This is a genomic window from uncultured Pseudoteredinibacter sp. (assembly GCF_947502065.1).
Taxonomy (GTDB): Bacteria; Pseudomonadota; Gammaproteobacteria; order Pseudomonadales; family Cellvibrionaceae; genus Pseudoteredinibacter.
In genome coordinates this window covers 363,110-384,341 of record NZ_CANMYE010000005.1, presented here as the reverse complement: position 1 = coordinate 384,341, position 21,232 = coordinate 363,110, and the positions used below count along the sequence as shown (strand labels likewise).

The 21,232-nt window shown below is 47.5% G+C and carries 17 protein-coding genes; 2 read left to right on the top strand and 15 right to left on the bottom strand.

Going from position 1 to position 21,232, the window contains the following annotated elements:
• Positions 1 to 22: 22 nt before the first annotated feature.
• A complete protein-coding gene (gene pepQ, locus Q1A41_RS15140) occupies positions 23 to 1,354 on the bottom strand; it encodes a Xaa-Pro dipeptidase (RefSeq protein ID WP_299980676.1) in 1,332 nt (443 codons plus the stop codon).
• Between the two features lie 298 nt (positions 1,355 to 1,652).
• On the opposite strand from pepQ, the gene Q1A41_RS15135 reads away from it, so the two are divergent.
• The gene (locus Q1A41_RS15135; RefSeq protein WP_299980674.1) at positions 1,653 to 2,387 is read left to right on the top strand and encodes a LuxR C-terminal-related transcriptional regulator; all 735 of its coding nucleotides are present in this window, start codon (positions 1,653 to 1,655) and stop codon (positions 2,385 to 2,387) included.
• A 15-nt stretch (positions 2,388 to 2,402) separates the two neighbouring features.
• Here Q1A41_RS15135 and Q1A41_RS15130 read toward each other — a convergent pair whose 3' ends face one another.
• The 6 genes from Q1A41_RS15130 to Q1A41_RS15105 all read right to left on the bottom strand — a co-directional run bounded on the left by Q1A41_RS15130 (position 2,403) and on the right by Q1A41_RS15105 (position 8,156).
• A complete protein-coding gene (locus Q1A41_RS15130; RefSeq protein WP_299775881.1) occupies positions 2,403 to 2,729 on the bottom strand; it encodes a hypothetical protein in 327 nt (108 codons plus the stop codon).
• Between the two features lie 77 nt (positions 2,730 to 2,806).
• A complete protein-coding gene (locus tag Q1A41_RS15125) occupies positions 2,807 to 3,112 on the bottom strand; it encodes a hypothetical protein (protein ID WP_299980672.1) in 306 nt (101 codons plus the stop codon).
• A gap of 57 nt (positions 3,113 to 3,169) precedes the next feature.
• The gene (locus Q1A41_RS15120; RefSeq protein WP_299980670.1) at positions 3,170 to 4,582 is read right to left on the bottom strand and encodes a HAMP domain-containing protein; all 1,413 of its coding nucleotides are present in this window, start codon (positions 4,580 to 4,582) and stop codon (positions 3,170 to 3,172) included.
• A complete protein-coding gene (locus Q1A41_RS15115) occupies positions 4,572 to 5,510 on the bottom strand; it encodes a hypothetical protein (RefSeq protein WP_299980668.1) in 939 nt (312 codons plus the stop codon). Before Q1A41_RS15115 ends, Q1A41_RS15120 begins: the two co-directional genes overlap by 11 nt.
• Positions 5,511 to 7,502: a TonB-dependent receptor gene (locus Q1A41_RS15110; protein ID WP_299980665.1), complete on the bottom strand. Its 1,992-nt coding sequence runs from the start codon at positions 7,500 to 7,502 to the stop codon at positions 5,511 to 5,513. It lies immediately after the preceding gene.
• Positions 7,503 to 7,514: 12 nt separating this feature from the next.
• Positions 7,515 to 8,156 carry a response regulator transcription factor gene (locus tag Q1A41_RS15105; protein WP_299980663.1) on the bottom strand — a complete coding sequence of 214 codons (642 nt, stop codon included), beginning with the start codon at positions 8,154 to 8,156 and terminating at the stop codon, positions 7,515 to 7,517.
• 98 nt (positions 8,157 to 8,254) lie between these two features.
• On the opposite strand from Q1A41_RS15105, the gene Q1A41_RS15100 reads away from it, so the two are divergent.
• Positions 8,255 to 8,980, top strand: a complete 726-nt coding sequence (locus Q1A41_RS15100) for a 16S rRNA (uracil(1498)-N(3))-methyltransferase (protein WP_299980661.1) — start codon at positions 8,255 to 8,257, stop codon at positions 8,978 to 8,980.
• Between the two features lie 48 nt (positions 8,981 to 9,028).
• Here Q1A41_RS15100 and Q1A41_RS15095 read toward each other — a convergent pair whose 3' ends face one another.
• The 8 genes from Q1A41_RS15095 to pilG all read right to left on the bottom strand — a co-directional run bounded on the left by Q1A41_RS15095 (position 9,029) and on the right by pilG (position 20,919).
• Positions 9,029 to 9,499, bottom strand: coding sequence for a chemotaxis protein CheW (locus Q1A41_RS15095; RefSeq protein WP_299980659.1), 471 nt, complete (start codon positions 9,497 to 9,499; stop codon positions 9,029 to 9,031).
• A 17-nt stretch (positions 9,500 to 9,516) separates the two neighbouring features.
• The gene (locus Q1A41_RS15090) at positions 9,517 to 10,524 is read right to left on the bottom strand and encodes a chemotaxis protein CheB (protein ID WP_299980657.1); all 1,008 of its coding nucleotides are present in this window, start codon (positions 10,522 to 10,524) and stop codon (positions 9,517 to 9,519) included.
• Positions 10,525 to 10,526: 2 nt separating this feature from the next.
• Complete coding sequence (locus Q1A41_RS15085; protein WP_299980655.1) at positions 10,527 to 16,388, bottom strand: Hpt domain-containing protein; 5,862 nt, start codon at positions 16,386 to 16,388, stop codon at positions 10,527 to 10,529.
• Between the two features lie 18 nt (positions 16,389 to 16,406).
• Positions 16,407 to 17,276, bottom strand: a complete 870-nt coding sequence (locus tag Q1A41_RS15080) for a protein-glutamate O-methyltransferase CheR (RefSeq protein WP_299980653.1) — start codon at positions 17,274 to 17,276, stop codon at positions 16,407 to 16,409.
• A gap of 42 nt (positions 17,277 to 17,318) precedes the next feature.
• A complete protein-coding gene (locus tag Q1A41_RS15075) occupies positions 17,319 to 19,481 on the bottom strand; it encodes a methyl-accepting chemotaxis protein (RefSeq protein WP_299980651.1) in 2,163 nt (720 codons plus the stop codon).
• A gap of 71 nt (positions 19,482 to 19,552) precedes the next feature.
• Positions 19,553 to 20,095 (bottom strand): chemotaxis protein CheW, encoded by a 543-nt coding sequence (locus Q1A41_RS15070; protein ID WP_299980649.1) that lies wholly within the window; start codon positions 20,093 to 20,095, stop codon positions 19,553 to 19,555.
• 32 nt (positions 20,096 to 20,127) lie between these two features.
• The gene (pilH, locus tag Q1A41_RS15065; RefSeq protein ID WP_299980647.1) at positions 20,128 to 20,490 is read right to left on the bottom strand and encodes a twitching motility response regulator PilH; all 363 of its coding nucleotides are present in this window, start codon (positions 20,488 to 20,490) and stop codon (positions 20,128 to 20,130) included.
• A gap of 36 nt (positions 20,491 to 20,526) precedes the next feature.
• Positions 20,527 to 20,919, bottom strand: coding sequence for a twitching motility response regulator PilG (gene pilG / locus Q1A41_RS15060; RefSeq protein WP_166852824.1), 393 nt, complete (start codon positions 20,917 to 20,919; stop codon positions 20,527 to 20,529).
• Positions 20,920 to 21,232 lie beyond the last annotated feature (313 nt).

Sequence of the window (21,232 nt, the reverse complement as noted above, 5' to 3'; positions counted from 1 at the left end):
CCTTACATTGTGTGCTGGCCTATTAATGCGGCAGGTACTTGCGGGTAAAGTTTTCGTTGCCTGCCTTTTTAATGGCTACGTTATCTTCGATGCGTATGCCACCAAATGGGCGCATGGCATCAACTAATTGCCAGTTAACACAAACACTTTGACTGCTGGCTTGTAGCTCGGCTAATAATGGCTCGATAAAATAAATGCCGGGCTCTACGGTAATGACCATATCGGATTGCAGCTTACGGTTTAGGCGCAAATACGGATGGCTTGCCGGAGGCTCTTGATTGGTGCCGGCCTCATCTTGCTGCCAGCCGCCTAGATCATGCACTTGCACACCTAAAAGGTGCCCCAGGCCATGGGGTAAAAATTTGCTGGTAATGCCTTCGGCCAATGCGGCCTCGCCATCGATATTTATAATGCCAGCGGTTTGTAAAATATCACCCACTCGGCGGTGCATATCTTTATGGGCATCTAGGTAGTGCATACCAGGTTTTAGCTCATCAATTAGCGCTAGCTGGGCTTTATCTAGCTCGCTGATTAAGCGCATAAACTGCACGCCAATTTCGCTTTCTTCACGACAATAGGTACGACTGATATCGGCCGCGTAACCATTAACGCTAAAACCGGCATCGATCAAAAAAGAGCGGCTGTGGTTTAGGCGCTGCTTTTGCAGGTGGGTGTAATGCAAAATAGCGGCGTTTTCATTCAGCGCGATAATATTGCCATAGGGCATATCTTGCTCGCGTAAATCTAGGGCGCCGAGATAAGCCTGATTAATTTCAAACTCGCTGGCGCCGGCCATAAAGGCTTCTTTAGCGGCAGTGTGGCATTTGGCCGCCTGCTGATTGGCCAGCTCGATACACTGTTGCTCATATTCGCTTTTGCAGGCACGGTAAAACTTAAAGTGATTCAGCAAAGCTGGCTCGTTTAGCTGCCACTCAATACCATTGATTTGCGGCATAGCCTCTGGCAAACCAATAAAGGCCGCCGCGCCTTTAATTGGGCTAAATAGCTTATTCAGCTGATTAGCATCGGCGTATTCCACAATATCAAAATGCGCTGTCCAGAAATCATCTGGCATGGCCAATACCTTATGCCAAATATCAAGCGGCTTATGGAAGAACAAGCTAGGGCGGCCGCTTTGGCGAATCAGCAGGTAGCAGTTGGGCACCTGTAAGAGTGGCAGCCACTCTTTAAAAAACGGGTTCACCACATAGGGGTGGTAATAATCATCTTGGAAGATAGGCTCTTGCACGCCCGAGCCAATCATCACGGCCTCAAGACCGGCATTTTGCATATAGCCTTGGCTGCGTTCTAATTTGGTGGCCAGGTGGCTACCGTAGCTAAGTTCAAAGTTCACTCTATCCTCACAATTCACTCTGCCTAGTGGGCTAACAGGCATAAGATGGGGGCTTTAATATAGCAGCGGCCCAAAGCTTGTCGTTTATTTTTTATTCACTTCATCATAGACTAGAAGGGGCTATCAACACTACTATTAACAGCTGTGCCTTGGCCTACCTCCATAACCATAAATAGGACGTAGCCGCCCTACTAGGCCTCAAGCCTAGATCGCTGATGGTGAGCTAATCGCCGATGATCAGGCTATTAGGATGCCACATTACGGCACACAGCAAATTAAGCAATAGATGGGGCTCAATATGGGGCTTTCTCAACGACAATGGCAAGATACCGTAACGCTGATCGAGCACTTCAGCGCCGCTGAAGATGCCTATAAGCTACGCATGGATTGCGGCCATGCACTATTGCGCCTGCTTAATGCCGATCACTTTGCCTCCTATATCTGGCAAAACGATAAGCAACAATTCGCCGAGCCCTGCCAACTCAATCTAGATGACAGCAACCTTGGCCGCTACAAGGATTACTTTCAGTTTCACGACCCCATTACCCACAAGATGCGCCAGTGCAGCAAAGCGGTATCGGTCAATCAGATTATGCAGCAGCAAGATCTTGAAAAGACCGAATTTTACCAAGACTTCTTAGCACGCGACGGCATGCACTATGGGGTAAACCTGTATGTATTTGATGAAAGCGGTGAGAACCTAGCGGACTTTCGCATATGGCGCAGCAAAGCACGCAGTAACTTCGAAACCACAGATTTGAATATGCTGGATATTATCGCGCCGCATTTTCGCAATAGCATGCGCAGGCTAAGCAAGAAGAGCGGGCAGCTGTTGATTAAACAGTTTGGACTTACCCAACGTGAATATGAAGTTTTAAAATTACTAAATGGTGCGCTATCTGATCAGGCTATCGCCGAGCAATTACACATCAGCTTAAGCACCTGCCGCACACATATTCGCCGCATTTACCAAAAGCTAGATATTCATCAACGTGCGCAACTAATCAGTTTGTTAACGCCTTATCAGTTGTAAGGCTCTGCTGTACGCTTAAAGCTCTTCTTCGTAGACAACTAGCGACCCACGACTATCGCCTAGAGTCACTTTAGTACCTGGAAATAGCCTAATTGGACCATTTGAATTAGAACTAAACGAAAAATTGAACTCCCCGCTAAATATAACACCAGCTGCTTCAATATTATTTAGCTCACCTTTAACGTATACGTCGGCTGTACAAACTCGACAAGTTGAAACCGGAGTATTCTCTATAATCCACACCTTACCATCAGGTACAGTATAAGCTTGGCCTTTAAGTAAAGTTATCTCTCCAGCCGAAACTACTCCGGAAAAAAGTATAAGCAGTGCAAGTATTCTCATAGTTCTATTACTTTTAATGCCGTTAGCGGAGCTTACAAAATGAAACAAAGTGTAGCTCTGGAGATTGATTGGCCTTGCTATCTATCGACACTAAAAGACTCCACTCTATTTGCTTGAAAATGTATTTCGCGCTGGTCCGTATGGAGACAGTAACCTCCAACAACTGAATCTAAACCAATCGCTAGCTCAATACAGTTATCCTCAGGCCTTTCGAACTCGGCCTCACGCAACTCCTTGACACCATAAAATACGAGTTTCAAAACAATATTGAATTCTTCAGGCCGATCAAAAAACACTATTTCAAGTGTTTCTTTCTCAACGATATACTTTAACTTTGCAATATGCCCAGAGTAATCAGGAATATATTCCTCAAGTAAATTCATAGATCACATAACGATTTTAATAGGCTTTTTAAAAGCTACAAATCCATAAACCAACAGCTAGGAAGCAGCATCTACAGGAAAGGAAAGCTTCGCGCTTGCACCGCCTTGCTCGTTTTGGCTCAGCTCAAAATGTCCTTTAAGCTCCTCAGCTCGCCAACGCATATTCTTTAGGCCATGCCCGCCAGCTTGCTCAGGTTCATCGAAGCTTCCATTATCATCCACTTGCAACAAAACTTCCTTGTCGCTCAAGCTTACCTTCAAGGTAATTTCGTTTGCTTCGCTGTGCTTTAGAATATTGGCGAATATTTCTTGCAGAATACGCAGCAAGTGCAAGCTTTGCTGGGGCTGGATATTTATTTGATCGACTTCGGTGGCTACCTGCCAGCGCAAGCCTACACCTAACTTAGCAAGCTTTTTATTAATGCGATATTTAAAGTCGGCCAGTAGCGCTTGTAGATTACTATCGCTCACATTCAAAGATAGAATAATTAAACGAAAATCATCTAGGCATTCTCGCAGTGCCGAAGAAATGTTATCCCGTATCTCGCTATTCTTTTCTTTTTCAATCATGGCCAGGGATGCCACTAACTGGCCACCGATGCCATCGTGCATATCTTTCATTATGCGAGCACGCTCATCAGAGATGGCCTTGCTGCGTTCTAGCTCAATGGCTTCTTGGCGCTGCTGTTCTAGCTGGGTGTTTTTTTGCGATAGCTCATCTACGGATTCATTTAAGGATTTAGTCGCTTGGGCAATACGGTTTTGAAGCTGCACTTCGTTTTCTTGCAAGCTGCCCACCATTCTATTGAACAAACGCTGTAGCTCTAGAATCTCGCCTTCACCATCTTCAGGGCTGCGGCTACTTAGATCACCCATCTTCACTTCTTTTGCCGAAGCGGCCATATTGGAAAGCGAAGCACTTAAACGGCGACCAAATAAATACACCATAAAGATGCCTAAGGCCACTGCAGAAACCGCAACCACCATAATGCGAAGATAAGCCTTCTCTCGCAAACTGGAATGCTCATCTCTGGATAATGCAATTTCGATTTGCCCTAGGCGCTCTTCTTGATTTTCTTCAATGCCCGCCAAGGCAGATACTTCATCTGGTGATACATCTTTGCTGTATATCGGGATAATAAATAAGCGATCTTTATTGATAACGCTATTGTGTTTGCTTTGCTCGGCCAAAATTTTATTATTAGCATCCACAAAACGAACCGAGCTTACCGCATCAATATTGATTACAATGCCGGCAATTTCACTTAAGCGCTGCACATCACCAGTGTAAAAATAAAACTCTGACATCAACACCGCCTGGGTTGAAATATCATTGCCGCGGCGCTCTAGGCTGCTCTCGATATCATCTAATGATTCAGAAAGCATAAAGACACTCACCGCAGCCACCACCAGCAGCAGCGGCATCATGGCGATAAACAATAACTGGCTGCGAATATTTCTAGCGAGCACGACTCTGCCTCCCTAGAATTTTTTGCTTTTGCTCTGGCTGCTGTAACTGCTGACGGATTTGCTCTGGCTTATAACGTAGAGCCCTAGCAATATTGTCATTAATTTCTAAGTTCGCCTTGGGGTAGACAATGGCATCTTGGGCAAAGCTATCGGCTGCTTGCCAGGTTTTTACTAAATCTGCTGTCTCTTTGGCGACTTGCTCTTTGCTTAGGTAAACGGCAAGCATGGCGCCGGCTTTGGTAAAAGCCCGGCTATGGGCAACGATGGGCAATTGGTAGCTATAAGCCTGATGCAATAATAGGCGAGCATTTTTACCGCGCCACAATTCATTATCCAGTGGCGCCAATATCATAGCCGCTTGGTAAAACTCATCTTCTAAGCGGGAGATATTTCTGGCATTTGGCTCGATGCTGCGGTGAATAAGTTGTAGGGCTTCGCTCTGGCTTAAATCCTCTACTTGTTTATTGAGTAGCGCATTGTTCAAGCTATTGGGAACAAGTACCGTTTTATTGGTGCGCTCTGCCAGCAGTAACTCGGCCAATGCATACATACGTTGCAATGGCTGATTAATTACAATGGCTGCCCAGCTGCCGGCTTTGCGCCCTTCGGTAGCCTCGCGGATAAAAGCTTCTTCTACAAAGCTAAAGACAATCTTATTTTTCTGCCCATGCAGCAACGCAAAATTAGCGGCCTTTGGTCCAAGGGCTAGTAATAGATCGGCCTTTTTAAAGCCGTCAGAAGGTGCTTGCAGCCCATAGCGAATCGACAGTTCATCTTCGGCAATGCCGCGGCTGCGCATTTCAGTTTTGATTTGCTCGGCAGCCGCTTTTAAAGATTTACTTTGCTCAGGCACAAGGATATGTATATCGGCAAAGCCCGGGGGGCTGCCAAATAGTAGCGCCAATAAAAGTAGATAACGAGCTGTCATCTAGCGCTTGGCCAGAGTAAAACCGAGATAGTACTGAGGTTCTATAAATAGATCCTCATTGAATTCTTGGTATGAGCTATTAAACGACAATGCTCCAAACTTCACTTCCAGCTCCTTGTCACCGATATCCCAAGTTTTAGCTAGGGAGAGATCCATACGAGTGTATGATTTCACGCGATCTCCAAAACCATCCCAGTAGACTTCGTCCATATATTGTATGGAATAGCCTGCTTGCCACTGATTTATGGGATAAGACACAAAAATCCCCGCACTCCATTTAGGTGCACGATCCTTATAGATTCTTGGCAGAGATGGGTTTATTCGCAATAGCGAGTAATGGTGACTGCTGCCACGATTAAAATGAAACCTTATAAACTTATCCAATTGCGGGCGATAGCTAATCTCACCCTCAACACCTTGACTGTCGTAGCTATCGTAGTTGCCAATACGGGTCGCAAAATTGCGCAATGGGTCAATGACCGAGCGATCAGATGCATAATCGATCATATTATCTAAGGCCTCACGGTAGGCGCTTAGCTCCCATTGCCAAAAGCCAGATTTCCCTTGGTAGGCAAGGTTTAGATTGAGGATCTTTTCGGCCTCTAAATTCTCATCAGAGATATAACGCTGATCCAGCACAAAGCCATTGCTTAACACCGTTTTGGTATCAAAGTTAGCTTCCAACAAAGACGGCTGACGATAAGCCTGGGAGGCTGCAATACGTAAGCTTTGCTGAGGTTTAAATTCCCAATTCAAACTTAAACGCGGCGACCAATGATTACCTTGATCGCCAGTGTTCTCATACAGTAAGCCCAAGTTAAGCAATACGGTTTCGCTCAAAGGCTGCTGAATATTGGCGAAGCTTCGAAAACTCGTCTCTTCAACCTCACCTTTTTGTGGAAAGTAAGAAATGCTTTTTAGGAAATCTTGTCGAATACCCAATCCCACAACCGCTTTAAAACCGCCGTCGCCATGCCAGCTGTACTGCCCTTCTAAATCGGCGCGTCGGCCTTTATGGGTGCTGTAGCCGGTGCGGTAAAATACATCGTCCGATCCGGTAACTAGCCTGAACACCTCAGGGCTTAAGCCAACAATTTCATAAAGCGGTATAGTAAAAGTGAGATCATCTTCATCGCGATCGCTGTAATAAGCCTTGATACCAAAATCGCTATTGGCGCTGTAATTTTTTTGCCAGGCAATTTTTGCAGAGAAGCCATTTACTTTACGATCTCTTGGCTGAAACTCTCTAAATTCGGCGGCGCCGGTTTTGCCATTATAAAAATTAAACTCGAGATCTAATTTAGAGCCATCGGATAGCTGACTCACACCGGCAAAACTAAAATTATCGTGATCTTTAAAATCGTGAAAGTTATCTAAGCCATTCGAGCGGCGTTTCCATAGGTTAACGCGATAATCCATTAATTGGTTTTGCCCAGACCAACTGGCTTGATATTCACGCTCGCCTTTATTGCCGGCCCTTACTGAATAACGGTAAGGCTCACTTAAGCCCGGCTCGCGGGTAATAATATTAATAGCCGCCGAAAAGGAGTTAGAGCCATAAGCCGACGCTGAAGGACCGCGCACTACTTCGATACGCTCGATATCATTGATATGAACACCCAAGGTATCCCAATCAACCACCGATAAAGTTGGCAAATATGCAGTGCGGCCATTCACCAACACCTGCAGGCGATTGCTGAATTCCCAGCCGCCTCCATGAGAGTTAACCGAATGGGTGCGACCATCGGCGCGCACCACTTGAAACCCTGGCACTAAGCGCAACACATCAGCGATATCCGTATAAGCCGAAGCCGCAATCATATTTTTATCGATAACGGTTACCGCCGAGGGGCTATGTAAAATAGATTGGTTTAAGCGGCTTGCGCTAATAACTACAGGTAGATCTAAATCCAGAGATTCATCCATCGCCATAGCCGGCATAGCAGCCAGCAAGGCCAGTGGAAATATCAAGGTCGTCTTGTGTTGCTTCACAGTGTTAGGCTCTTAAATAATGCCTTTCTTGGTGGCTTCATAGATGGCCCCAGTACGGTTGGTAACCGCCAGCTTTTTATAAATATTCTTAACGTGAGCATTTACCGTATGAAAGGATACATTTAGCATATTGCCGATCTCTTTAGAAGTATAGCCTTTACTGACCAGCAATAAGATCTCGTGCTCGCGCTCGCTTAATGTATTATGGCTATCTTCTTCATGCGCTGGCGCTGGTTTAAATTCTTGCAATAAAAAGCGCGCTACGCCTGGACTGATAGGGGCGCCGCCCTCTTGCATTTGTTTAATGGCTTTATTGATCTCGAAGAACTCATCGTCCTTCAGCAAATAGCCCGATGCACCCGCACGCAATGCATTGATCACGTGGGCTTCATCACCAAAGATAGTAATCACGATAGCCAGCTGGGTGCTAACCTTGCTTTGGCGCAGCATCTTAATCAGATCAATACCATTGCCGTCGGGTAGATCTAGATCGGTGAGTAAGATATCTGGGGATGAGTTTTCCAGCATGGCGGCGGCGGCTTTAAAGGTACCCACCGAGCCCACCAAGCGAAATTCACCACCTTCGATAATGGCGGTTTCTAAACGCTCACGGGTGGCTTCACAATCTTCTACGATCAATAAGGTGGCTTTCATCACTACATCCATATCTTAGGTTTGGCTGCTCACTTCTGTTATTATGAGCAGCCACCGGCGCTTAGTCGCTAACATTCACTTGCTCTAGCGGCTTCGCCATGCGCATTCCGAGAATCTACACCCCACAAACACTATCAAGCGGTCAGACCATCAGCCTAGAAGAGGCTGCTTCACGTCATGTCAGCAAAGTCTTACGAATGGCTGCAGGCCGTGAACTAACCCTATTCAACGGTCTAGGGGGTGAATACTCAGCTATTATTCATGAGGTCGGCAAAAAAGTCACTCAAGTAACGATTACCGACCATAACAAGGTCGATCGGGAATCCCCATTACACAGCCATTTAGCGATTGGAGTTTCCCGTGGTGACCGCATGGACTGGGTTTTACAGAAGGCATGTGAACTGGGTGTGACAGAAATTAGCCCGCTCTTCACCGAGCGCACCGAAGTTAAGCTAAACGGCCCAAGATTAGAGAAAAAACAGCAGCACTGGCAGCAGATTCTGATCAGCGCCTGCGAGCAATGCCAACGCAATCAGCTACCACGCTTGAACAACGCCGTTGGCATTAGCACTTTCTTAGAAAATGCACCAAGCGGGCAAAAATGGGTATTGCACCATCGCGATAGCAAAGGTTTAGATCCCAGCCAGCCGATTGAACGCGCTTGCTTGCTAATTGGCCCAGAAGGTGGCTTGAGCGAATCGGAGATTGAGGCCGCCAAGGCGGTAGAGTTTGAGGCCCTTACCCTTGGGCCAAGGGTAATGCGCACAGAAACCGCCCCCTTAGCCGCACTGAGCCTGCTGCAATATCATTGGGGCGATTTGTAAACAGCCTGCCACGCAGGCCTAAAGAAAAGTTAGCTCAGCGCTGGGCAACTAAAGCTCAGCAGCCATGGCCTCTAGGGCAGGCACATCAGGAATGGCCGCTTCTTGGCCATCGACGATAACGGTCATTTTGACATAGGGAAAATCCGGCGCATCAGGCAACTCTTGGATCGCTTCGGGAGTTACTCGTGCTACATGGGGAATACCCTGTGCAATCACCGCCACATAAGCCAGCTCAGAGCTTAAGCCCGTAGCGTTGATGATCGCCACCTGGTTATAGCCAGAAACCTCGCCGCGCGGTAAGCCATTTAATTCTTCAAAAGATAGCAAAGGCACTTGCTGATCTCGCCACTCATAACGCCCGATATATCCAACGCTTTCTTTCTCAGCCGAGATAAAACGAGACTTTCGATACGGTACCATTTCAGCTACTGAAATGGTGGGCAATAATAATGTAAAGCCAGCTACTGGCACCGCAAGACTGGGGACTTCTGTAGGGCGTTCTTGGGCAAGTTGTTCCATAAAAATTACTCCAGATCTTAACTGGCAACCTTATCTAATTCTGCTTCTAGTGTTTGCTCGTCTGTTTGTTCAGCGGCTTGTAATTCCACCTCGGTATCTACTAGCTGCTGACTAATCTTCTCAGCCAGCTGTTTAGGGCTGCCACTAAATTCGATCTCGGCGATTTCTGCAGCCGCTATTGGCATATAAGGGCTGATACTAGAGTCGATACTCTGAGCCCATATTTGGGCGCCACGCTGCTGGGCAAAACGACAGGCCTCGGCGCCATCGCCAGCCATACCACTAAATATAATCACACCTAGCTGACAGTTATTAATAGTAGCCACCTTGGTAGCGGCCGAGTACACAAACTGATCAATACTCGGTGAAAAATCGCTGGCCCATGCGCGGCCATCGGCCTCTAACATGCCTTGAGAGTTTAATAGTAGGCGCTTTTTAGCGCCCAACATCAGCACCTTGCCAGCGGCAACTGTTTGACCCGCGGCGGCTATTTCCACCGGGTAAGGGCTGTGCTTTGCCACCACTTGCCGAATCAGGGGAACGCCAGCAACACTGCTGTGCTGTATATAAATAAAGCCTGCATCTAGATCATCGGGCAGTGCAGCGAGAAATTCGCTTACCGCTTCTGGGCCGCCAGTTGATGCACCAAGAATCCAAAGTTGCTTTGGCCAACGGGCTACTTGGGTTTCGCCTTGGCGAAGCTTATGCAGCTTTTGCATCCAACGCTGACGCCACTCGCCAAAGCTCGCTGAATCTTTTTTGGGGATATCTTCATCGGCCAACATCAATGCACAATTTTGCTCGGCTAACCAATCGGCCAATGCATCATCGTCGTGATCTTTTACGCAAACAATCCAAGCATCGGCTTGCAGCTGATTGATGTCACCTTGCCAATCGATATTCAACAAGGTTTCTGCAAAAATAGACTTGCAGCCTAAACCGGCCAGCAAATCTTTAAAGCCCTCTAGGCTGGCATCATCATTAGCAATAACACCCAGCTTTAAGCCCTGCAAATTTCGCTTCATCGTTAGGCTTGCTCAAGCGCTCGCGGAACAATACCAATCAACTCATTAATATTTTCTAGCAGCGCCTCTTCTTGATACGGCTTACCCATATATTTGTTCACACCAAGCTCCATGGCGCGCTCGCGGTGTTTATCACCGGTTCGAGAGGTAATCATAATAATGGGCAGGTCTTGCAAGCGACGACTACCACGTACGTTCTTGGCAACTTCAAAGCCATCCATACGTGGCATTTCGATATCCAGCAACATGATTGCTGGGATCTCGTCCTGCAGAACTTTCAGCGCTTCCATACCATCTTTAGCGGTAATTACGCGATAACCCTGACGCTCCAGGAAGCGACCAGCTACCTTACGTACTGTAACCGAATCATCCACCACCATTACTGTAATTTCATCGTTTTCACGACTTGGTAAAGCAGGCTCTTCACTTAGCAGATGCGGCTGATAACTCATGGCCGCTTGGCGACGAATCAAGGCCACAGGATCGATAATAACTACTACGCTACCATCACCCATAACGGTGGCACCGGATAAACCTTGCACACCCGCAAATTGCGGCCCAAGACTTTTCACCACAATTTCACGGCTACCCATTAGCGCATCTACTTGAATAGCAACCACATGCTCGGTGGTTCTTACTAGCACCACAGGTAGCGGTAGAATCTGATCTTCCAGTTTTGGCTTAGCGCCAGTGCCTAGCATCTCGCCGAGATAACGAACCTTATAGTTCTCATCAGCATATTCAAAACGTGCTTGCGGATCTTGATAATAATGCTCTAGCTCGAACGGACTTACGCGCACAATACCTTCGATGGTATTCAATGGTAAGGCGTAAGAATCGTCGCCAATCTGCACCATCAAGGCGCGGTTTACTGATACCGTAAACGGTAGGCGAATTAAGAACTCAGTACCCTGACCCTGCTGTGAGTTAATCGTAACCGCACCGCCAAGTTGTTTAATTTCACTACTTACAACATCAAGGCCAACACCGCGGCCCGAAATTTGCGTCACCGATTCGGCGGTTGAGAAACCCGCCTGCACAACAAATTGCATAATGTCGCGATCGCTTAGCTGGGCATCGGCGGCCATCATGCCGCGCTCAATTGCCTTGGCCTTAACCTTCTCTAGATCAATACCGCGGCCATCATCGGCCAAGCGCAATAGAACATCACCACCCTCACGGGTTAGGCTTAACACAATGCGACCATGGGGCGCTTTGTTTTCAGCGGCACGCTCTTGGGCTGATTCAATACCGTGATCCACCGCATTACGCAGCATGTGCTCCAAAGGTGTTACCATGCGCTCAAGTACCGAGCGATCCATTTCACCTTCGATGTTTTCCATCTGCAAGTTTACTTGCTTGCCAAGTTCAGTCGATACCTGACGGACAATTCGGCGTAAGCGCGGCACCATGCGAGAGAAAGGCACCATTCGCGAACGCATCAAACCTTCTTGCAAATCGGTATTAATGCGCGACTGTTGCAGTAGCAATTGTTCGGCATCACGCGCTTTATCAGACAGCGTATGTTTCAAATCCAATAAGTCAGACGCCGACTCGGTTAATGAGCGCGACAGCTGCTGCAACTGTGAGTAGCGGTCCATTTCCAGCGGATCGAAATCTTCATGCTGCTGCAACTGTTCCTGACGGAACAAGATCTGTGCTTCGGTTTCGATATCCAAACGGCGTAGCTGTTCTTGCAAACGCACAATGGTGGAGTTCATTTCATCCAGCGATTGCCCCCAATCGGAAACCTGCTGCTCCATTCGGCCACGGGAGATCGAGGTCTCACCAGCGAGGTTAACCAAACTTTCAAGAAGATCAGCTGGAATCTTAATAACTTCTTGTGGCGCACTACGCTGAACTTGCAGCTTGTTTTGCTCACCTTGCACCGGTGCCTGACTTTGCACTTGCACCTGCTCAGCTTCAACCACCGCAACTTCTTTCGGTGCTTGCTCTTCAGCTTCTTCTTGCTCAACATCAGCGTCAGCTGCACCAGTGTATTCGCCCGTCGATTTAATTTTGCTAATCAGGCGATCTTGGTATTCATGTACCTGAATAAAGAACTGCGGATCTTTGCTGGCTTGATCGGTGTTATTAATTAGATAGGTTTCAAAGTCGTGCGCTAAATCGCCCAGCGTCGACAAACCTGCCAAACGTGCGCCACCTTTCAAGGTGTGCAGAATACGCTTAAGCTCATCGGCATGCTGATGATCATTGGGTGCTTCTTCCCAATCGTGCACGGCCTCTTCGATCTCTTCGATTTGCTCTTCAGCTTCTTCGTAAAAGATCTCTAGAATTTCCGGGTCAACCTCGTCTTCAGCTTCCGGCTCTTCAATAGCTGGCTCTGACTTAGCTGCGGCCGCATCTAACAAGCCTTTAATGTACTGGCTGGTTTCATGCTCGCTAACTTCTGGTGTTGCTGTGGTATCTGAAGCTTCAGAAGTAGCTTCAGTACTTTCATCAACAGCTTCGACTTCAGTAGTGTCGCTTTCGGGCTCGCTGTCGACTTTTTCTTCAGCCTCTTCGCTTGACGTTTCGCCAACCTCTTCTGCTGCTTCTAGCTCGGCGGCTTCTGATTCAACCACTTCCTGCTCAGCAACTTCAGCTTCAGCCTCACCTTCAATATGCTCGCTTAGCTCAGGCACAGCCAAGTTTTGCGCATCAGCTTCTAATGCAGCCACCAATTCATCACTTGGCAATGGCAGCTCTTGGGTTGCCGCCACCGCATCCAACATGTCTAGAATGCACTCATGACCTTGTTCAAGGTGCCCTAAAACTTCGGCATCAAAGGTTTCGGCATCTGCTGGAATATGTTTGTAAACCGCTAACAGTTGCTCACTGAGTTGCGCCACTTGCGGTAAACGCGCCTGCTCGGCCGCTTCATGCAAGGCATGTAATTCAGTACCGATGGTTGCCACATCGGCAGCAGGGCCACCCGCACGCCAACTGACTAATAGGCGATCAGCATCGAGCAATAAATCCATACCGCCAGCCATAAAGGCGGTCAGCTTGCTAGGATCTGCCGAGCCTAATGGTGAATCCTGCTCTTGGTGGATTAGATGACCAACATTAAGTTCGTATTGCTCAGCTACGCGAGCTAAGAACATGTCTTTTTCTGGAATTTGAATTTCTAGGCGCGCTTTAATTTGCTCTAAGGCTGCTTGAATATATTCACGAGCATCAACAAAAAGCTGCAAACTATCTTGGTTTAAAATAACCTGATAATTACGCATCTCTTTGGCTAGGCCTTCCAAGGGCGTTGCAATTTCCGCCACCTCGGTGACGCCAGCCATATGGGCGCTGCCTTTTAAGGTGTGCAAGGCACGCTGCATTGGGTCGCTAGGCGCTTCATATAAAGGTGCGGCCGCCAACATACGCTCATTAAAGCGGCCCACTTCATACAAGTGGCCTTCAGCTTCGGAAACAAAAATATCCCAAAGCTGATATTCCTCGGCGCGCTCTTCGTCTTCTTGGCTTAGCGGCTCAGCATCAGCCGCACCTTCATCAATTATTGATTCACTCGCCTGATCTTCTTCTGTTTTTTCTTCAGCTTCTGGCTTGTCATCCAAACCAATAACGCTGCCGCCATCAGCCAGCACCGCGGCCCATTCTTGCAACTGTTGCAACTCGGCCTCGTTTTCTACCGCAGCTTCTGCAGCAAAGGCTTCGACTAGACCCGGCAAATGTGATCGAACACGATTAATCAGGCTAACTTGCTGCTCGTTCGGCTCGATTGCGCCATCGATAATGCGATTAAGCATATTCTCCACAGACCAAGCCAGCTCACCAATGCTGAAGGCTTTTACTAATCGGCCACTGCCCTTTAAGGTATGGAACGCGCGCCTGAACTCACCCAAGGACTCTTGATCAGAGAAATCCATCGCCCAGCGCGGGAAGTAATCATCGATAGATTCAATAACTTCGGCGGCCTCTTCAATGAAGATCTCGCGAATTTCGCTATCAACTTCATCTTCATCTTCATCCTCATCTTCATCTTCTTGTACAGAAGATAGACTTATCTCGGATACAGCTGCATCAGCCAAGTCGATTTCTTCATTTGCCGCAGTAAGGTCTTCAACAACTTCTTCAGCGGCCGTTGGCATATCAAGCTGGCTTTGATTTTGCTCTTGTTCTTGTTCTTGTTCTTGAGCTGGTGTTTCTTTTACTGGCTCGACATATTGAATTTCAACAACGGCGTAACCTAAATTAGCCAAGCTCTCTTCAGCAACTTCCAGCAACTGATCTTCACTGTTATCAACACCGGACCGTAGTTTTTCCAAGTAGTACTCAACACTGGATATGGCATCTGCCAAAGTATCCAACTCAACCCACTGCGGGGCACCGGCATCGCCTATCAGCAGCTTATCGTCAATGTAACGCGCTGCGGTGTATAGAATATTAGCGGCACGCTGCAATGGAATGATCGCCAAGCCACCAGCAATTTCTTTTAGTAAAGCTGGGGTTTCTTGCAGGTGCGTAACATCCCACTGTGAAGCAATATACTCAACAATAGATTGCTTAACGGTTTCTAGGCGGCTATAGGATTCTTGCACCACGGCTTGTTGCGCATCGTCGATTCGCAATGCAGCCAGTGTTTTATTGTCGACCGTTTCTTGCAATCGACCTGAACTCGCTATTGCCTCAAGCTGATGCTCAACGTGCAGAATTTGTTCTGCAAATTTCATCAGCTCCTGGCCGTGCAATTCACCTTCACGCAATTTGAGTCGCAAGGACTCTTCGATTTGGTTGACCTGCTTGGGCAGCTCGTTCACGCCCATTACCATCATGGTATCGGCTACGCGCTGGAATACCGGCAACATATCCTCTAAGGACTGAACCTCACCGCTATCTTCATTAAACTTTTCTAGCGTTTGTTTAATTTCATCCAGCTCTTCTTTCAGAGCTTTAGTCACAGAACGAATAGTATCCAACTGCGGCTCTGACACCGCAGAGATTGCCGCTTGATCATCGCCACCAAAAGCTCGATCCAAAGCGTAACGTTCGCGCACCGCACGGATAGCATCTGATGACTCAGTGCTGCAAGCAACGTAAAACAATAAAGTACGTAGCAACTCCTGGTTTGGAGCAACACTTAAAGCCGGCACACCTTTTTGCGAAATAATCTTGATATCGCGATGCAAATGCCGCATCAAAGCACGTACCGCTAAGCCCGAGGAAAGGTCTTCATTACTCAAGCTATCCAACCATGCTTTGGCAATATCCCACTGTTGTAATCGTGGGCTTGCTTGGCTAATGGCTTTTAAGCGAAGAAAAATTTTATTTAGATAATCACGATTATCTTTTAGGTTCATGCCGCGCAGCACACTGGCGGCGGCGAACTGAAACATCTGCTGAAGCTTTTTAGCGACCGCTAAAAAATGATTTTGATCAGCTAAGAGTTTAGGTGCTGTACCAAAACGTAACTGCAGCGCAGACAAGTCGGGCTTAAAGCCCACCGAATCAATAATTAAAGAATCGCCGCGTGCGGCACGCAGTTCGTTGACTAGGGGAAACACCGCCGAAGAATGGAAACCCGTACCACGCTGAATCTGCTGCAAAAACAATGGCAGCTGCACAATAGCCCGCATTAGAGTATTGGCAACCGTGTTATCTGCAGCTACCGCACCATTAAGCATTTCTTGGGTGAGCAGCTCCATCTCTTGGGCCAACATGGTTGGGCCTTCAAGCTCAACCATTTGCAAACTACCGTATACCTGATGCAAATGTGTTAGACAGAATCGCAGCTGGGTAGCATCCTGCACATCGCCCATATAGGCTTCCAGTGCTTGCCGGGATTGATTTAGGGACTCGGAAATTTCACCGAGCACCCAATCCAGTGCTGTTAAGTCTCTTTTTTCTTCCATAGTAGGAAGTATCCCCAATTATTCTTTATTGCGCTGGTAAACTTGCACGGCACCCACATCCACAATTTGCATGCGTGGATTGTGCCATTTGGTTACCTCGCCCAAACCCAGCACTAAATAGCCACCTGGCTTTAAGCGCTCGGCGATGTAATCTAATATTCTTAGGCGCTGGGGCTTACGAAAATACACCAACATATTCTGCGTAAACACGAGATCCATTTTCACTACCGGCATATTGTCGATATCAACAATATTAGCCTGACTAAAACAGATACTTTTTGCCAAGGCAGGCTTTACCTTGTAACGCCCATCTTTTAATTGTTCAAAATAATGTTGCTTTTGCTCGTCCGGCACGGTGTCAAACTTAGCCCGGCCATATTCACCCTTGCGCGCTAACGCGATAGCTCTGTGACTAATATCCGTAGCTACAATGCTGTAGTACCCAGAGCCGTATAATTCACAATCCGCGAGCAGATCTTCAAAGCCCATGGCCAAAGAGTAAGGCTCTTCGCCACTGGCACAACCTATACTCCATACATCAAAACAAGCTTTTGTATTGCCGGCCTGTCGACGCTCTAAATACTGAGCAAATGCAGAGCTCACAAAATCATATGATGGCCGATGCCTAAAAAAGCTGGTTTCGCTAACCACCAGCTTTTCTATGAGCAAAGCTTGCTCTAAACGGCCACCAAGCCCACTGTGCACAAAATCATAATAGGCTGAGTAGTCGCTATAACCGATCGCCTGCATACGCTGGTTAATCTGCACCTGCAACATGCTGCGAAGCTGTTCGCCAACTGCCATCCCTGCTCTTTTTTCTAATAGTTTTCGCCAGCGATTAAATTCTAAATCGCTTAATCCGCTGGATACTTGCAAAGACCAAGACATTTAACAGTTATCTTACGCTACCTCATTCACCTCTAACTCGTCTTACTGATTGCCAGCGACTTCCAAGGTTTGCTCTTCTTCATCAAGTGATGCATCTAAGTCATCAACATCATCTAAGCCGATTTCTACATCAGCATCTTCGGCCGAAGAGAAAACAACATCGTCTTCGTTAGCCGAATCCATGCGCATGCCTTCTGGTAAGGTAAAGCCCGCAACCGAATCTTGTAGATCGGTCGCCATGTCAGCCAAGTTACCAATGGATTGTGCCGTTGCACTGGTACCCGATGAAGTTTGCGAGGTAATTTCCTGAATCACGTTCATCGTATTTGAAATGTGGCCCGCTGATGAAGCCTGCTGACGTGCAGCGTTCGAAATGCTTTGAATCAATTCCGCCAAGTTAGACGATACGTTTTCAATTTCTTCCAGTGCAACACCCGCATCCTGTGCTAGGCGCGCACCCTTAACCACCTCGGTAGTGGTTTGTTCCATTGAAGTTACCGCTTCGTTAGTATCGTTCTGAATTGCTTTTACCAGGCCTTCAATCTGCTTGGTTGCCGCCGCAGAACGTTCCGCCAATCGCTGTACTTCGTCCGCCACCACCGCGAAACCTCGACCGGCGTCACCCGCCATCGATGCCTGAATTGCGGCGTTCAGTGCAAGAATGTTGGTTTGGTCAGCAATGTCGTTAATCAAGCTTACGATATCACCAATCTCCTGGGACGATTCACCCAGTCGTTTAATACGTTTTGAGGTGTCTTGAATCTGCTCACGAATAGTATCCATGCCCGTGATGGTGTTCTGTACCACCTTCGCACCATTGTTCGCGATCGTTACCGATCGCTCCGCAACGCCCGCTGATTCGGCGGCGTTTACAGATACTTGGTCAATGGTTACAGCCATCTCATTTACCGCCGCCGATGCACCAGCAATTTCCTGCGCCTGGTGTTCGGATGCTTCTGCTAAGTGAAGCGCGGTTTGCTGTGTACCTTGTGCCGCTGACGATACACTGGTTGAGGTGGTATTGATTCGGGATACTAGAATACGAAGTTGGTCAATCGCGTAGTTAACCGAGTCCGCAATGGCCCCGGTGAAGTCTTCCGTTACCGTTGCCGAGGTAGTCAAATCACCATCAGCGAGGTCGGCAAGTTCATCAAGTAGTCGCAAAATCGCCTGCTGGTTACGATCGTTCGCCGCGGCGGATTCTTCTAAGCGTTTACGAGAGCTGCTCAATAGCTGAGCACCAATTACGATCAACAACACAACGCCGATGAAAGCAATAACGGCGATGGTGGTGTTGTTTGGCTGACGCTGTTCAGATGCGGTTGCAATACCGTCGGTTAGGTCACTCAAGGTCTCTAGCAATACTGGGGAGTCATCCAGTAGCGCATCGGCCGCCTGACGGGCCTTAAACAGTGATGGTGACGCTTCAAAAATTTCTTTTACCGAGGAGCTTACAAAGTCGAACAGCTCTTTAATTTCCACCAAACTTTCGATGGCATCGGTATCAGTTACTTTCGAAATACTCATAGCAACGTCACCGTCGCTCATGCCCGAAAGAACCTTACCAAATAAGTTTGCATCGAGGTTAAACTGATCCGCTGATTCCATTGCATCGGAACCACCGCGTAGCATTTTATCAACGTTTCGACCGATACGTTCCGCACGCCAAGACTGCATCTGGGCTACCGCCACCTGATCCGCCGGTGCGTTACTTTCCAAAAGAATCTCTACAATGTTGTTATGCTCAGCCTGCAGTTCTGGCAGTGACTGGTTTAGAGTATTCGCAACATCATTTAGAAAGATGATGGTGTCTTTGTTGTTAACAATGGTTCGCGAGTTTGATTTTACTCGCTGCCATACGCTATCAAAGGCCGCATACTCAGCTGCCATCATGGTACGATTACTATCATCCTGAGTGCGCACGGCCTGCCAAGTACTGTCCATAGTAGCAACTACTTTAGACAGCTCAGAGAATGCCTTCTCATCACCGGAAGTAGATTCGCGGGACAGCGCCGACAATCGATACGATAAAGCTCGTAATTCAGCGGTTAACTGGAGCTGCTCTTGGTCTTTTCCAGCATCGCGCTGGAGTAAATAAAAGCTCACCGCCATTGCGATAAGCGATGCCACCAGAGCTGCAATCAACGCCGCCATAAACGGGTTGCTGCGTACGGTTAAAGCAAAACTTTTAGAATCATTTTTCATGCTAGGCGCTCCTGACCTATTAGCATTTAAGTTTATTTTCCAAGGGCTCGCCAGCTACAGCGAAAACCAAATTAGCTCAGCGCGGCATTGGCAAATCTTGGATCTTCGATCAATTTAGCAGTACTAAAAACCTGCCAATTGCTATCGCTTAATTGATAACAACCAGACAAGCAGCTTGTTACTGCCTCCAATTTGCTATTGGCCTGCTCCTGAAATGTTTCCAAGGGAAAATGTTGCATACCAAAAACTTGGTCTACAATCAGGCCGGCGTAAACGCTATCCCTTTCTAAAATAAGTACCCGATGCTGTCTTTTTGAGCTGCTCAGCTTGCCGCCAAAGAATGCCGCCATATCAAATAATGGCAGCAATCTACCGCGTACATTAGCAACTCCGACTACCCAGGGCTGCACCCCAGGTAAACGGGTTGAGGCCGGTATCTCGAGCATTTCTGAAAGCTCACCAACCGGGGCAATAAATTGCTCTCCAAACAAAGAAAAGCCAATGCCGCTCCACTGCAACTGAGCCTCAGCATCCAGCTTATTACCGGCACCACCAGGCTTAGCCGTAAGCGAAAGCTCGGCCAATACATCAAAAGCGCTAGCCGTCGTGCTCATAGTGATACCTGCTGTTCCACTGCTGTCACCATTTAAGACATTACATCACTGATGGTTTGTAACAGCGTCTTTTCTTCAATCGGTTTTGTTAAGTAGGCCTTGGCGCCTTGGCGCATCCCCCAAACCTTATCGGTTTGCTGATCTTTAGTGGTCACTATGATCACTGGGATATTGGCTGTCTCAGGAGCTTTGGTTAACTGCCTAGTGGCCTGAAAGCCATTTAGACCAGGCATTACAATATCCATCAACACCACGTCTGGGCGTTCCGCTTTGGCTTTATCCATGCCTGCTTCACCAGTGTCTGCTGTGATCACTGCATGTCCGTTCTTACTTAACATACCCGAGAGCTTGTGGGTCTCTGTCGGTGAATCATCGATAATAAGTACGGTTGCCATATTCCCCCCAATGCTGGCTTTATTGTTGTTAGAGTTTTAAGCACTAGTCAGGCGCACTTGGGATTCGATCGCGCCGATAAGTTCACTCTTGCTAAAAGGTTTGGTCAGGTATTCATCTGAACCGACAATCCGCCCCTTGGCTTTATCGAACAAGCCGTCTTTACTGGACAGCATAATCACCGGAGTGGATTTAAACTGACTATTATTCTTAATTAATGCACAGGTTTGATAACCATCCAAACGTGGCATCATGATATCAACGAAAATAATGTCCGGCCTGTTATCTGCAATTTTAGCCAGAGCATCGAATCCGTCTGTCGCCGTAACTACGGCGCAGCCTACTTTTTTGAGTAGGGTCTCAGCCGTACGACGAATCGTTTTACTATCGTCGATGACCATCACCGTAAGGCTTTCAAAATCTACATCCATCGGATTGTGACCTTTGAGTAGTAGCTATAATAATTATCCGCTTACGCGGGGCTGTTTCAATGATTGACTTCTCACCTTGAAGCCCAATTTCGCTTTGGCGTCCAACAAATATAGTCCAGCCATGGAATATTCTCGCTAAAGCGGTTGGCCTGCATTTGGCGCAACTGTGCTACAGCCAAGCAGCCAATTTTTAACACAGTTCCTAGCTTTTATCCATAACCCGTTGAAATAGATAAGCAAAGGCTCACAGAGTTAGGGGAATTGTTGTGCCTAGGTAGATAAAAAGTAATCGATTCTCTGCGAATGCCCACTA